The organism is Saccharothrix isguenensis (assembly GCF_052936305.1).
In genome coordinates this window covers 6031939-6044112 of sequence record NZ_CP193626.1, presented here as the reverse complement: position 1 = coordinate 6044112, position 12174 = coordinate 6031939, and the positions used below count along the sequence as shown (strand labels likewise).

General features: G+C 73.2%; 10 protein-coding genes. 4 read left to right on the top strand and 6 right to left on the bottom strand.

Features of this window, described 5'->3' with window-relative positions:
* The first annotated feature begins 131 nt into the window (after nt 1-131).
* Together ACRAKI_RS26730 and ACRAKI_RS26725 are read left to right on the top strand one after the other, a co-directional pair.
* Nucleotides 132-1031 (top strand): proteasome assembly chaperone family protein, encoded by a 900-nt coding sequence (locus ACRAKI_RS26730; RefSeq protein WP_447003263.1) that lies wholly within the window; start codon nt 132-134, stop codon nt 1029-1031.
* Between the two features lie 3 nt (nt 1032-1034).
* Nucleotides 1035-1352, top strand: a complete 318-nt coding sequence (locus tag ACRAKI_RS26725) for a chorismate mutase (RefSeq protein ID WP_447003262.1) — start codon at nt 1035-1037, stop codon at nt 1350-1352.
* On the opposite strand, the gene ACRAKI_RS26720 is transcribed toward ACRAKI_RS26725, so the two are convergent.
* From ACRAKI_RS26720 to ACRAKI_RS26710, 3 genes are all read right to left on the bottom strand, one after another.
* The gene (locus tag ACRAKI_RS26720; RefSeq protein ID WP_447003261.1) at nt 1343-2314 is read right to left on the bottom strand and encodes an MsnO8 family LLM class oxidoreductase; all 972 of its coding nucleotides are present in this window, start codon (nt 2312-2314) and stop codon (nt 1343-1345) included. The genes ACRAKI_RS26725 and ACRAKI_RS26720 overlap by 10 nt on opposite strands.
* Before the next feature lie 67 nt (nt 2315-2381).
* Nucleotides 2382-3461, bottom strand: a complete 1080-nt coding sequence (locus tag ACRAKI_RS26715) for an acyl-CoA dehydrogenase family protein (RefSeq protein ID WP_447003260.1) — start codon at nt 3459-3461, stop codon at nt 2382-2384.
* A gap of 22 nt (nt 3462-3483) precedes the next feature.
* Nucleotides 3484-4725 carry a family 16 glycosylhydrolase gene (locus ACRAKI_RS26710; RefSeq protein WP_447003259.1) on the bottom strand — a complete coding sequence of 414 codons (1242 nt, stop codon included), beginning with the start codon at nt 4723-4725 and terminating at the stop codon, nt 3484-3486.
* 136 nt (nt 4726-4861) lie between these two features.
* Here ACRAKI_RS26710 and paaZ point away from each other — a divergent pair, with 136 nt between their 5' ends.
* Nucleotides 4862-6886: a phenylacetic acid degradation bifunctional protein PaaZ gene (paaZ, locus tag ACRAKI_RS26705; RefSeq protein WP_447003258.1), complete on the top strand. Its 2025-nt coding sequence runs from the start codon at nt 4862-4864 to the stop codon at nt 6884-6886.
* Nucleotides 6887-7002: 116 nt separating this feature from the next.
* Here paaZ and ACRAKI_RS26700 read toward each other — a convergent pair whose 3' ends face one another.
* Complete coding sequence (locus ACRAKI_RS26700; RefSeq protein WP_447003257.1) at nt 7003-7662, bottom strand: MOSC domain-containing protein; 660 nt, start codon at nt 7660-7662, stop codon at nt 7003-7005.
* A gap of 96 nt (nt 7663-7758) precedes the next feature.
* On the opposite strand from ACRAKI_RS26700, the gene ACRAKI_RS26695 reads away from it, so the two are divergent.
* Nucleotides 7759-8484: a hypothetical protein gene (locus ACRAKI_RS26695; RefSeq protein WP_447003256.1), complete on the top strand. Its 726-nt coding sequence runs from the start codon at nt 7759-7761 to the stop codon at nt 8482-8484.
* A 21-nt stretch (nt 8485-8505) separates the two neighbouring features.
* Here ACRAKI_RS26695 and ACRAKI_RS26690 read toward each other — a convergent pair whose 3' ends face one another.
* Together ACRAKI_RS26690 and ACRAKI_RS26685 are read right to left on the bottom strand one after the other, a co-directional pair.
* Nucleotides 8506-9177 carry a peptidylprolyl isomerase gene (locus ACRAKI_RS26690; protein WP_447008521.1) on the bottom strand — a complete coding sequence of 224 codons (672 nt, stop codon included), beginning with the start codon at nt 9175-9177 and terminating at the stop codon, nt 8506-8508.
* Nucleotides 9178-9237: 60 nt separating this feature from the next.
* Complete coding sequence (locus ACRAKI_RS26685; RefSeq protein WP_447003255.1) at nt 9238-12162, bottom strand: AAA family ATPase; 2925 nt, start codon at nt 12160-12162, stop codon at nt 9238-9240.
* Between the last annotated feature and the right edge of the window lie 12 nt (nt 12163-12174).

The following is a 12174-nucleotide window of genomic DNA, read 5'->3' as shown; positions in this document are numbered from 1 at the left end:
CGACTGGAGGTCAAGCAGGCCGGGCGCGTCCCGGCCGCACCGGATGCCCGACGGGATCGGGGAATGGATCAGCGGTCGGTCGATGTTGACAGAGGGGAGGACTGGCATGTGAGCACTTGGGGAGGCACGAGGTGGCGCTCGACCCGGAAGATCTGTACGAGGTCGACTCCGACGTCCCGGACCTGGCCGGAGCGGTGCTGTTGCACCACTTCGAGGGCTTCATGGACGCCGGTGCGGCGGGCGCGACGCTCGTCGCGCACCTGCTCGATGTGCACGAGCATCGGGTGGTCGCACGGTTCGACGTCGACGACCTGATCGACTACCGGTCCCGTCGACCGACGATGACCTACGCCACCGACCGGTGGGAGTCCTACGACGCGCCCGAGCTGGTCGTCCACCTGCTGCACGACGCGGTGGGCACCCCGTTCCTGCTGATGACCGGCCCGGAGCCGGACCGCCGGTGGGAGGCGGTCGCCGCGGCCGTGCAGTCGCTGGTCGAGCGGTGGGGCGTGCGGCTCGCCGTCGGCTTCCACGGCATCCCGATGGGCGTGCCGCACACCCGCAAGCTGTCGGTCATCTCGCACGCCACCCGGCCCGAGCTGATCGTCGAGGGCTCGCCGTTCAGCCGGGTGCAGGTGCCGGGCAACCTGTCCGCGCTGCTGGAGTTCCGACTCGGCCAGGCCGGCCACGACGCCATGGGCTTCGCCGCCTACGTCCCGCACTACCTCGCGCAGGGCACCTACCCGGCCGCCGCGCTGGGCCTGCTCCAGTCGGTGACGAAGTCGACGGGTCTCGTCATCCAGGCCGCCGCCCTGAACGAGGCGGCCCGCCGGACGGACGCCGAGATCTCGCGGCAGGTGGCGGAGTCGTCGGAGGTCGCGCAGGTGGTCGAGGCGCTGGAGCGGCAGTACGACGCGTTCACCGAGTCGTCGGAGAACCTGCTCCTGGAGGACGAGGAGTCGCTGCCCAGCGCGGACGAGCTGGGGGCCGAGTTCGAGCGGTTCCTGGCCGAGCAGCAACGGGACCACTGACCGGTGGCCGTGGACGAGGGGGACGTGTCCGACTCCGCGCCACCGCCGGCGTCGCTGGCCGAGGTGCGCGCGCGGATCGACGTGATCGACGCGGAGCTCGTCCGACTGCTGGCGCGACGACAGGCTCTGGTGCGGGCCGCCGCGTCGTTCAAGGCGGACGACCAGGCGGTGCGCGCGCCGGACCGGGTCGAGCGGGTGGTGGCCTCGGTGCGGGAGCGGGCGCTGGACGCAGGGTTGGAGCCCGCCGTCGCGGAGGCGGTGTGGCGGGCGATGATCGGGGCGTTCATCGAGGTCGAGCTGGCCGAGCGCGCTCAGCCGTAGAGGCCGGCCAGCCGGCGGTACGAGTCGAGCATCGCGGCCCGGTCGTGCGTGCTGGTGGTGACCAGGACCTCGTCGGCGCCGGTGCGGTCCGTCAGGGCGTCCAGGGCCTTGGCGACTTCCGGCGGCGTGCCGAAGACGTGCCCCTGCAAGGACTGCTCGAACAGCGCGCGCTCACGGGTCGTCATGGGCTGGGCGAGGACGTCGTCCGGCGCGCTGAGCGGCGGGAACTCTCCTCTGGTGCGTGAGTGGGCCATCGCCCACGCCTCCGGCACCAGGAGGCGCCAGGCGTCCTCGGCGGTGTCCGCCACGGCCACCGTGGCGGAGATCATCACGTACGGGTCCGCCGCCCACGTCGAAGGGCGGAAGCGGGCGCGGTAGGCGGCGATGGCGTCGATCATGGCGTCCTCGCCCCGGAACGCGCCGATGACGAGGGGGACGCCGTGGGCGGCGGCCACTGCGGCCCCGGCGCCGGTCGCCAGGACGAACGGGGACACGCGCAGCCCGTCGGCCGGGTAGCCCCGGACGGCCTGGTCGCCGGTGAAGTAGCCCAGCAGCTCGGCGAGCCTCGGGCCGAACTCGGCGGCGTCCTCCTTGCCGTGTCCCAGCGCCTTGCGGACGGCCTCGATGAAGCCGACCGACCGTCCCAGGCCCATGTCGATCCGGCCGGGGAAGAGGGACTCCAGCACGCCGAACTGCTCGGCCACGACCAGCGGCTGGTGGTTGGGCAGCATCACGCCGCCGGTCCCGACCCGGATGCGGGTCGTCGCGGCGGCGATGGCGGCGGCCAGCACGGTCGGGGCGGACCCGGCCACGCCCGGCACGCCGTGGTGCTCGGACACCCAGAAGCGGTGGTAGCCGAGCTGTTCCGCCTCACGGGCGAACGCCACCGTGTCGCGCAGCGCCTCGGGGTGGCCGTGACCGGCGCGCACCCGCGACCGGTCCAGCACGGAAAGCCTCACCACCACGTCAACGACTTCGCGCGGTCCCGCATTCCGGTCGGGGGAGCGCGGAAGGGATGCCCAGGGCGGGTCAGAGGCGGGTGGTGTCGGTCGGGACGCCGAGTTTGACCTTGCCGTAGGTCTCGAACAGGCGGCGGGACACCATCGCGTGCTGGGCGGCCACGTGGGCGTCCCGCAGGCAGCGCTGCAACGGCGAGTCCTCGAAGACCGACGTGCCGCCGCCCGTGTCGAAGGCCTGGCGGGTGATCGACGCCGACTCCGCTGCGGCGTGCGAACAGGCCAGGCGCAGGCGCGCGCGCTCCTCGGTCGTGCTGGGCCGCCCGGCCACCGCCGCAGCCCACCTGGCCGCCACCTCGGTGTGCAGGAACGCCCGTGCCGCGGACAGCCGCGCCTCGGCCACACCCAGGTCGCGTTGCGCGTCGGACTGCTCCGCCAGCAGGCCCTGGGCGTGCTGAGGGGTCTTGGTCACGGCCAGGGCTTCGACCTCTTCGACCGCCCGTGCGGCGATGCCCAGACCCACCGCCGCCACGCCCACGGCCAGGAACGCGAAGAACGGGAACGCCGGCAGGGGACCGGGCACCCGCACGGCCGGCGGCCACACCTGGCGACGTGCCGGCACGAACCCGCCGGCGACCTCCCACTCGTGGGACTCGGTCGCGCGCAACCCCGCCGCGCGCCAGGTGTCGTGCACCGTCACGTCCGACGACGGGAAGAGCACCAGGCGCGGGCCGTCCGGGGTCAGCGCGCCGCCGACCACCCAGTCGCACAGCGGCACCGCGCTGCCCCAGCCCCAACGGCCGGTGACGTGGTGCCCGCCGTCCGCCGCCACCGCCCGGCCCAGGAGCGCGGCGGTGCCGGCCACCACCGACGTCGGCGAGCCGAACACCTCGGCGGCCGTGTCCGGTGGCAGGTACCAAGCCAGCGACGACGTCGCACTGGTCGTCATCGCGGTCCACCCGGCCGACCCGTCGGCACGGGCCAGGTCTTCGATCGCCACCGCCCACGACGGGAGGTCCAGCTCGCCGCCGCCGAGGGAGGCGGGCGCGAGCATCCGCGTCGCGCCCGCCTCGACCAGCGCCGCCACGACCGCCGGGGAGAGTCGGCGATCGTGGTCGGCCTTGGCCGCTTCCGCTCTGATCAGGGTGTGCATGTCCTGATCATGCCGCGCTCGGCTACGCGACGTTCCACTTCTGGTTGGCGTGGCCGGAGCAGGTCCACAGCTGCAACCGGGTGCCGTTGGCGGAGCTGTTGTTCTGCGCGTCCAGGCACTTGTTCGCCTGGATGTTGACGATGTCGTTCGCGCCGCTCACCGCGAACTTCTGCGCGCCGGTCCCGTTGCAGTCCCACAACTGGATCAGCGTGCCGTCCGCCGTGCCGCCGGCCGCCGCGTCGAGGCACTTGCCCAGCGCGCGGATGGTGCCGTCACCGGGACGCGACCACTGCTGGGCCGCCGTGCCGTTGCAGTCCCACAGCTGGACGCGGGTGCCGTTGGCGGAGTTCGCGCCGGCCACGTCGACGCACTTGCCGCCGACACCGGTGATCCGGCCGCCGCCGGCGGGCGGGTTGCCGTCGAGCGTCGACACGCGCACGTAGTCGATCACGAACTGCTGCGGGAACACGGTGCTCGCGTCCGGGTAGCCCGGCCACTCGCCGCCGACCGCGAGGTTCAGGATGATGAAGAACGGCTTGTCGAACACCCACTGGTTGCCGCCGACGTCGGCCGGCGTGCGGCGCTGGTAGACGTTGCCGTCCACGGACCACGAGATGCCGGTCGGCGACCACTCGATCGCGAAAGTGTGGAAGCCGTCGGCGAAGTTCGGCCCGTTGTACGCCTGGCCGATGCCGCCCGCGCCGGAGTAGCCGGGGCCGTGGATGGTGCCGTACACCGTGTCCAGGTCGTGGCCCAGGAACTCCATGATGTCGATCTCGCCGCTGTTCGGCCACGGGTTGCCGGAGTTGATGTCCTGCCCCAGCATCCAGAACGCGGGCCAGATCCCCTTGCCGCGCGGCATCTTCATCCGCGCCTCGACCTTGCCGTGGGTCGTGGTGAACTTGCCCGCGGTGTTGATCCGGGCGGACGTGTACTGGCAGCGGCCGTACCAGCAGTTGTAGTTGCCGGGGTTCTCCCGGCGGGCGGTGATGACGAGGTTGCCCGCGCCGTCCATCGCCGCGTTGCTCGCCGACGTCGTGTAGTACTGGTGCTCGCGGTTGTTCCCGTTGTTGTCGCCGACCTCCGTGTTCCACCTGGAGGCGTCGACCCGCGAACCCGCCGGGCCGTTGAACTCCTCGGCGAAGGTGACCGCCATCGTGCCCACGTCGGCGGAGGCGTCCATTGCCGGTGCGGCTTGCGCGGCGGGCACGGCCAGCCCGCTGAAGGCGAGTATTACCGCGCCCACCATCACTCGTGTCCTCATCGACACTCCCTTCACTCTGGCGACGGCCAGGCTGGAACTTACTCCATGACCTTTAATCAAGTCACGATGAAAGTAGTGGCGCTTTACTGTCGACATGCCGGGACACCCACCGGCCCGACAAGGAGGTCGACACCCGATGGCCATGCTGCGCAGCTACGTGTCCGGTCGCTGGCACGCCTCGTCCGCCGAGGGCACACCCCTGCACGACGCGGTGACCGGCGAGGAGTTCGCCCGGATCTCGTCGCAGGGGATCGACATGGCGGCGGCCCTGGACCACGGCCGGCGCGTCGGCGGACCGGCGCTGCGGGAGCTCACGTTCCACCAGCGCGCGGCCCTGCTCAAGGCCCTGGCGTCCTACCTGCGGGAACACCGCGACGAGCTGTACGCCCTGTCCGCCCGATCGGGCGCCACCCGGACCGACTCGCTGATCGACGTGGACGGCGGCATCGGCGTCCTCTTCGGCTACGCCGGCAAGGCCAAGCGTGAACTGCCCAACGACACCGTGTACGTGGACGGCGCGGTGGAGCCGCTGAGCCGCGGCGGGACGTTCGTCGGCCAGCACATCGCCACCCCGCTGCGGGGCGTCGCGGTGCAGATCAACGCCTTCAACTTCCCCATGTGGGGCCCGCTGGAGAAGTTCGCCCCCGCGTTCATCGCGGGCGTGCCGTCCCTGATCAAGCCCGCCTCCCAGACCGCCTACGTCACCGAGAAGCTGGTCGAGCTGATGCTCGCCGCCGACCTGCTGCCGGAAGGCTCGCTGCAACTGGTCACCGGCAGCGCGGGCGACCTGCTGGACCACCTGACCGCCCAGGACCTGGTCGGCTTCACCGGCTCCGCGTCCACCGCCCAGGTGCTGCGCACCCACCCGGCCGTCGTGCGCAACAGCGTGCGCTTCAACGCCGAGGCGGACTCGCTGAACTGCTCGATCCTCGGCCCGGACGCGGTCGAGGGCACGCCCGAGTTCGACCTGTTCGTCAAGCAGCTCGTCAGCGAGATGACGGTCAAGGCAGGCCAGAAGTGCACCGCGATCCGGCGCGCCCTGGTCCCCGCACCCCTCGTGGACGCCGTCGCGGACGCGGCGAGCGCGCGTCTGGCGAAGGTCGTCATCGGCAACCCCGCCAACGAGAGCGTGCGGATGGGCGCGCTGGCCGGGCTGGAGCAGCGCGAGGAGGTCCGGCGGTCGCTGAAGGCGCTGCTGGAGGTCGGCGAGGTCGTCTACGGCTCACTCGACCGGGTCGACGTGGTGGACGCCGACGCCGAGCGCGGCGCGTTCCTGTCGCCCGTGCTGCTCAAGGCCGACCCGGACCACGCCCAGCCGCACCAGGTGGAGGCGTTCGGGCCGGTGTCCACGCTGATGGCCTACCGGGACGCCGAGCACGCGGTGGAGTTGGCCGCACGGGGCGCGGGCAGCCTGGTCGGCTCGATCGTCACGTACGACGCGGACTTCGCCCGCGAGGTCGTGCTGGGCGTGTCGCCGTGGCACGGCCGGGTGCTGGTGCTGGACCGGGACGACGCCAAGGAGTCCACCGGCCACGGCTCGCCGCTCCCGGCGCTCGTCCACGGCGGCCCGGGCCGGGCGGGCGGTGGCGAGGAGATGGGCGGCATCCGCGGCGTGCTGCACCACATGCAGCGCACGGCCGTCCAGGCGAGCCCGAGGGTGCTGAGCGCGGTCACGGGGCGGTGGGTCGCGGGTGCGCCGCGCACCGAGTCGGACGTGCACCCGTTCCGGAAGTCGTTGCGGGAGCTGAAGGTCGGTGACTCGGTCGTCGCCGGCCCGAGGGCCGTGACGCTGGCGGACATCGAGCACTTCGCCGAGTTCACCGGCGACACGTTCTACGCGCACATGGACGAGGAGGCCGCGGCGGCGAACCCGTTCTTCGGCGGCCGGGTCGCGCACGGGTACCTGATCGTGTCGTTCGCGGCGGGCCTGTTCGTCTCGCCCGAGCCGGGGCCGGTGCTGGCCAACTACGGGCTGGAGAACCTGCGGTTCCTCACGCCGACGTTCCCCGGTGACGAGCTGACCGTGACGCTGACCGCGAAGCAGATCACGCCGCGGGAGGACAAGGAGTACGGCGAGGTCCGCTGGGACGCCGACCTGGTCAACCAGAAGGGCGAGTCGGTGGCCAAGTACGACGTGCTCACGCTGGTGGCCAAGCAGTAGGAGCCGGGCAGGAGGGCTGACCGGCGGGAACGGGGCGGGGCACGACGCGCGAGTCGTGCCCCGACCCGGTGCCGGCCGAAGCCCGGCCGTCCGCGCTCGGCCGGGCGGGGCTGTGACTACGCCGGTTCGGACATCCGCCGCTCGACCCGCCGCCGCAGGTCCTCGGGCAGGAGGTCACCGGCCCCGATCAGGCGCGGCAGCAGTTCCGGTTCCAGCGTCAGGGCGCGGAACGCGAGCGCGATCGTGACGTCGTGGTCCGGCCGGTGCTCGATGGTGATCTCGTCACCCGCCGTGATCGTGCCGGGCTCGACCACCCGGAAGTACGTGCCCGGCAGGGCCCGCGCGGTGAACGTCTTCACCCAGGCGGCTTCCTCCATCACGCCGGCGAACGTCCGGCACGGGATGCGCGGCCTGGTCGCCTGGAGCAGCGACGACCCGACCCGCCACCGCTCGCCGACGAGCGCGCCGGACACGTCGACGCCCACCGTGGTCAGGTTCTCCCCGAACAGGCCGGGTCCGAGGTCGCGGCCGAGTTCCGCCGACCACCCGTCCAGCTCCTCCCGGGAGTAGGCGTAGACGGCCTGGTCGTCGCCGCCGTGGTTGCGGACGTCGGAGATGTGGTCGCCGGCGACGCCGCTGCTGCCGACGCCGCGCGGACCGGGGGCTTGGACGGCCACGGGACCGTGGACCGGGCGCTTGGCGATACCGGTGTGGCCGATGACGGCGTGGTCGAACTCGATGCGGGAGCCGACGTTGACGGACAGCACATGGGGCATGGGTCTGACGGTAGCGGAGGGGGACTTTCCGAGTTCGCGCTCCTGATCCGCCGCGGGTGGGGGAGGATGGTGGTGTTCACCGTGAGCGGGGGTGTCATGCGCAGGTCCGTCGTCGCGTTGGTGCTGGCCGTGGTGGGCCTGGCGGGCTGCGCGGAGCGGACGGGGCTGCCGACGCCGACCCTCGGCCCGGTCGTGGACGACACCGCAGTGCTGATCAGGACGGTCGCCGCCCGCGCCGCCGAGCAGGGCTCGGTCCGGTTCGACGCCGAGAAGACCTTGTCCGGCCTCCACGTGACGCTCGCCGGCGACTTGGTGCGCGCCCGAGAGGGCCGGTTGGTGTCGTTGCGCGAGGACTCGTCCACCGAGGTCGTGGTGCTCGCGGACGCCGCCTACTCCCGGACGTCGGGCGGCTCGTGGACCGAACTCGCGATGGCCGACCGCGCGCCCGTGCGGGCGGACACCACGGTGGCCCGCCTGCCCGACGAGGTGGACCCGTCGTCGGTGGTGAGGTCGCTCGCCGGGAGCCTCGTCGTGGCCAAGGGCGACGAGGAGGTCGACGGCGTGCCGACGCGCCGGTACACGATGCTGGTCGACCTGCGGCAGCAGGCCGACCGGACCCCCGACAGCACCCGCCGCTCCCAGCTGCTGGCGGCCTACGAGTCCGGTTTCACCGCGTCCGCCACGGTGTGGGTGGGTCCGGGCGACCTGCCGGTGCGGGTCGAGCAGGTGCTGAAGACGTTGGAGGACAACGTCTTCCAGCGCAGCCTCCACCGCTTCACGGACTGGAACGCCGACATCCGGGTGACCGCGCCCGTCTCCTGACGCCCGCCTCCTGATCCGGGGTCAGCCGGTGCGCTTGGCGCGCTGGATGTCCGTGGTCAGCGCGGGACGGCCGTCGACCTCGCTGTCCGGGTTCGGCGCGACGCCGCCCGCCGCGACCCTGTCCAGGGTGGCGAGCCCGGCGGGGGAGATCCGGCCGAACACCGTGTAGTTGGGCCGCAGCACGGAATCCGACGTGACCAGGAAGAACTGGCTGCCGTTGGTGTCCGGGCCGGCGTTGGCCATGGCCAGGGTGCCGCGCGGGTAGATGCGGCGCTGGCCGGTCGGGTCGTTCGGCACGGGCTCCAGGTCGGTGGGCAGCTCGTCCTTGTACTTGTAGCCGGGGCCGCCCTCACCGGTGTTCGACGGGTCGCCGCACTGGAGCACCTTCAACGTCGGGTACGCCGTCAGCCGGTGGCACGTCGTGTCGTCGTAGAACTTCTTCCGCACCAGGTGCAGGAAGCTCTGGACCGTGCACGGCGCCTGACCGCGGTCCAGCACCACCGGCACCGGACCCCGGTTCGTCGCCAGCAGCACCGTCGGATGGCCGCGGTCGGGGGTGTGCCGGGGGTCCGGGGGGAGCGGCACGGGACGGGCGGCCGGTTCGTCCGGCGTCACCTCGTAGCCGCACGGCCCGCGCGTCACGTCGTCGGAATCCGGCGACGCCTGCGCCGCCCCGCCACCCAGGACCGCCATCAGCGCCACTGCCAACAGGATCTTCACCGCACCAGGTGTAGCGGACCCCGGACCACGCCACTAGGGCCGGTCGGCTGGTCCCAGCGACGCGGCGAACGCGCTGAGCGACTCCCGGTCCGGCTGCGCGGTCTTCGTGATCAGGCTGGCCACGTGCTTCTCCACGGTCCGCGGCGAGATGTGCAGCCGGGTGGCGATCGCCTTGTTGCCCAACCGACCCGCCAGCAGCCGGAACACTTCGAACTCCCGCACCGTCACGCCCAGCGCCCGCAGTGCGCGCGGCACCTGGTCGGACCCGGTGCGCCGCTGCGGCACGGTCGCCCCGACCTGCCGCAGCAGCCCCCGGCACGCGCTGGCCACGGCCGGCTGGCCCGCCTGGTGGAAGTACTCCTCGGCGGTCCGCAGCCAGCTCACCGGCTCGCCCCACCCGTCGGCCACCGCCGCCTCGGCCACCAGCCGCAACCCCAGGTGCTTCGCCATCGGGTAGACGGACCCCGCGTCCCGTGCGATCCGCACCGCCTGCGCCGCCTCGGTCTCCCGGCCTTCCCGGCTCAGCAGCACGGCCAGCGCGTACTGGGCGAACACCCGGTTCCAGCGCATCCCGGCGGCGGCCGACCGGGTCACCGAGCGGTACGTGTCCAGGTCGAGCGCCCCGGACAGCGCGTCCAGCAGCAGGTGCAGCCCGTGCCGGCCGGACAGGTGGTAGACGGTCGGGGCCTCCGCCTCGTACGCGAGCGCGCGTGCCAGGTCGTGCCCGGCCGCCGGGCGGTCCTCCTCCAGCAGCGCGCAGAACGTCCGCGCCAGCCCGTAGCAGAGCGGTCGCTCCTGCGAGCCGACGCCGCCCATCGCCTCGAACGCCTCGATCGCGGCTTCCATCTCGGCCCGCCGGCCCTGGTGCGCCGCCGCCGTCGCCTGCGCCATCAGCCCGTACAGGGTGAGGTGCTTGAGCTGCATCCGCCGGGTGTCCGCGACGGTGCCCGCGAGCTTCTCCGTCGCGGCGGCGTACTGCCCGCGCAGCACCGCGTCCAGCCCGAGGATCGAGTCCATGTTGTACGCCACGCTGATCGCGCCGATCCTCAGCGCCTCCTCGCGCGCCTCGACCAGCTCGACGGACGTGCCGTCGGCCAGCCACTCCAGCCCGGCCTGCCGGCTCGCCGCGTACAGCCCCTGGATGGGCAGCCCGTGCTCCTCCGCCATCTCCCGCGCCCGCCGGAAGCACTGGGCCGCCTCGCCCAGGTCCCGCTCGCGCGCCAGCACGCCCAGCAGCTGCCACGTCTCGCAGCCCACCTCGGGAAGCGGCACGCGCTTCGCCGCGTCGGCCGCGCGCCGGGCCAGGAACTCGGCCGACGCGATCCGGTCCGGCACGTCGAGGTACAGCGTCATCAGCGCCGCCACGGCGTCCAACCGCGCGGTGTGCTCGTCGTCGGCGTCCGCGCCGAGCAGGGCGCGCGCCGTCTTGACGTGCGCCCTGCTGTCCGTCCAGCGGCCCGCGATGTTGGCGACCTGGGCGAACTTCGTGTGCAGCTCGGCCCGCCGCAGCCGGCTCAACCCGGCGGCGCTCAACTCCGCCACGGCGTCGACCAGCGCGAACGCCCGCTCGAACTGGCCCGCCTCGGCCAACGCGGGCAGCAGCGAGTCCAGCACGTCGGCGCGGATCGACACGTCCACCTGGCTGGCCAGCAGCCGGTGCGCGTGGTCCAGCAGCCGCACCGCCGACCCCGCGGCGCCGTCCGCCAACGCCCGCCGGCCGGCCTCGGCCAGCAACGCGCCCGCCTCGGCGGTCTCCCCTGCGTCCAACCGCAGCGACGCCACCAGCGGGCACCACTCGCCGGGCAGACCGGGGTGCAGCTCCTGCACGGCGTCGGCGGTCCGCCGGGACAGCTCGGCCCGGTGCGGCGGCGGCAGTTGCGCCAGCAGCGCCTCGGCGGTCAACGGGTGGCGGAACGCGTACCAGTCCGGCACCGGCTCGTCCGGCGTCACGAGCTGGGCCGCCACGCCGGCGTGCAGGTGCGACAGCAGGCTCCGGTCGTCCAGGGCGGTCACCGCGCGCAGCACCGACAGCGGGAACCGGTGGCCCAGCACGGCGGCCACCGACAGCACCTCCCGGCCCTGCGGGCCCAGCCGGTCGGTGCGGTGCGCGATCGACCGCACCAACGCCGACGGCACGTCGATGCGCAGCTCGCCCAGCACCTGCCAGCCGCCCGGACCGCGCACCAGCAGGCCGCAGTTGACCAGACCGTGCAACATCTCCTCTACCACGAACGGGTTGCCCGCGCTGTCCGCCCACATCCGCGCGGCGACCTCGTCGGGCACCTCGGCGGCGCCGACCTCCAGGCAGGTGGCGACCATTCGGCGCACCTGCTCCTCGTCCAGTCGGCGCAGCTCCAGCAGGACGCCCGCTTCCCGTTGCGCGGCAAGGCGGACCACGTCCAGCGTCGGGCCGGGGTCGGCGCGGGTCGTCACCAGCAGCACGGCCGGCACGTCGTAGAGGTTGTCGACGAGGTAGTCGACGACGGCCAGCGTCTCGGCGTCCGCGTCGTGCAGGTCTTCCAGCACCACCAGGCACGGCCGCTCCCGGCCGACCACGGCCAGCAGCCGCAGCACCGCTTCGGCGAGCACCACCACGGAGTGCGGCTGCCGCTGCTCGTCGCCGCCCCACTCGGGCACCAACCTGCCCAACGCCGGTTGGTACGGGCCGAGTTCGCGCAGATCAGGGCTGTCCCGGGCGCGCAGCAGCGACATCAGCGCCTCGGCCAGCGGCCGGAACGGGACGATCGGCCCGATCGTGCTGCCGCGCCCGCGCAGCACCCTCATACCGCGTTCGAAGGCGGCGCCGGCGGCGAAGCGCGCCAACCTGGTCTTCCCGATGCCCGGCTCGCCGACGAGGAACACGGCGCGGCCACGGAGGTCGGCGGCGTCGGCCAGCGCCCGCTCCAGCACTCGGAGTTCTTCGTCGCGGCCGACCACGACCGGCGCGCGGGTGTGCATGCGCCGACCTTA

Excerpts from the sequence above, each read along its gene's own strand:
- ACRAKI_RS26715 (WP_447003260.1), bottom strand. The coding sequence starts at position 3,461 with ATGCACACCCTGATCAGAGCGGAAGCGGCCAAGGCCGACCACGATCGC.
- ACRAKI_RS26710 (WP_447003259.1), bottom strand. The coding sequence starts at position 4,725 with ATGAGGACACGAGTGATGGTGGGCGCGGTAATACTCGCCTTCAGCGGG.
- paaZ (WP_447003258.1), top strand. The coding sequence starts at position 4,862 with ATGGCCATGCTGCGCAGCTACGTGTCCGGTCGCTGGCACGCCTCGTCC.
- ACRAKI_RS26700 (WP_447003257.1), bottom strand. The coding sequence starts at position 7,662 with ATGCCCCATGTGCTGTCCGTCAACGTCGGCTCCCGCATCGAGTTCGAC.
- ACRAKI_RS26695 (WP_447003256.1), top strand. The coding sequence starts at position 7,759 with ATGCGCAGGTCCGTCGTCGCGTTGGTGCTGGCCGTGGTGGGCCTGGCG.
- ACRAKI_RS26690 (WP_447008521.1), bottom strand. The coding sequence starts at position 9,177 with ATGGCGGTCCTGGGTGGCGGGGCGGCGCAGGCGTCGCCGGATTCCGAC.
- ACRAKI_RS26685 (WP_447003255.1), bottom strand. The coding sequence starts at position 12,162 with ATGCACACCCGCGCGCCGGTCGTGGTCGGCCGCGACGAAGAACTCCGA.